We start from the raw sequence: 1,054 nt of genomic DNA, 5'->3' as shown, positions 1-1,054 counted from the left end.
GTGGGCCCCGCCTTCGCGGGGCCCACTCCGTTTGCCTACGACGCCCTTCGGGCCCGGGTCTCCCGGGTCACCAGGTGGCGCGCAGCTGGCGAATGATCCGCCGACGCAGCCGCACCCTGCGGCTGCCGTCCCGGTGGAGTCTCAGTCGGTCCAACTCCCAGTGTCCGTACTCTGCGTGGTCCGTGAGGAGACGGGTCGCGTCCTTGCGGGAGACCCCGCGCGGAACGTACACGTCGACAAATTCGTATTCCGGCATCGCATCTATTGTGCGGGCAACGCCCTGGTACGGATAGCGTCTGCACTATGTCTGATGCTGCGCAGCCCACCGCTGCCGAGGTACGCGCCGCCGCCGACGCGGTCAAGGCCGCGCTCGACCGCCACCTGGCGGCGGTCGAGAACCGCTCGGGGGAGGACGACCCGGTCGTCTACGAGGCGTTCAACGAGCTGGCCGCGGCGGCCGAGGCGTACGACGAAGTGCTCTACGACCAGTACGACGAGGTCACGCCGTTCGAGATCCCGGGTGCCGAGGACGCCCTGCCGCCGTACACCGGACCCGATGAGCCGAACGCGCTCAGCGTGCTGCTCCGCCGGGACTACGCGGTGGCTCAGCCTCAGCGGCTGCTCGCGCAGGCCCAACGGGTCGCCGACCTGGAGGCGGAGACCGACGCCGACAAGGCGTCGGCGGCAGGGGTGGTCGGCGGCAGTGTGCACGCCGCGCTCGGTGTGCTGTTCGGCGAGTTCGAGCCGGACGAGATCGCCTCCCGGCACAAGGAGTTCGGCCTTGAGGAGGGCGACTCCACACTGTGGGTGACCGCGGCGGACACCCCGGCCGAACCGGGGGAGTGGCTGGACGCCCCCTTCGACCAGGCCGACCCGCAGCGGATCGTCTGCCGCTTCGACGTCAGTACGGTCTTCGACGAGGAGCCGGACGACGAGGACCGTCCGGCCCGCGGTGACCTTGGTGACCTCGGCGACGACGACCTGGAGCCACTGGACGCGGAGCGCTGAGGCCGCGCGCGGGGGCCACGCGCTGAGGTCGGCTTCGGGGTGGCGG

The 1,054-nt window shown here is 71.2% G+C and carries 2 protein-coding genes; one reads left to right on the top strand and one right to left on the bottom strand.

Going from position 1 to position 1,054, the window contains the following annotated elements; genetic code table 11:
* Positions 1-67: 67 nt before the first annotated feature.
* On the bottom strand, positions 68-256 hold the full coding sequence (locus U9R90_RS36375; protein WP_156721632.1) for a DUF5703 family protein: 189 nt from the start codon (positions 254-256) through the stop codon (positions 68-70).
* A gap of 47 nt (positions 257-303) precedes the next feature.
* Between U9R90_RS36375 and U9R90_RS36370 the strand changes: the two genes are divergently transcribed.
* Complete coding sequence (locus U9R90_RS36370; protein WP_411061778.1) at positions 304-1,008, top strand: hypothetical protein; 705 nt, start codon at positions 304-306, stop codon at positions 1,006-1,008.
* The last annotated feature ends 46 nt before the right edge of the window (positions 1,009-1,054 follow it).

Origin of the sequence: Streptomyces sp. E11-3, from assembly GCF_046540415.1 — a bacterium.
GTDB lineage: Bacteria > Actinomycetota > Actinomycetes > Streptomycetales > Streptomycetaceae > Streptomyces.
This window is presented reverse-complemented; position numbering and strand designations above follow the sequence as displayed.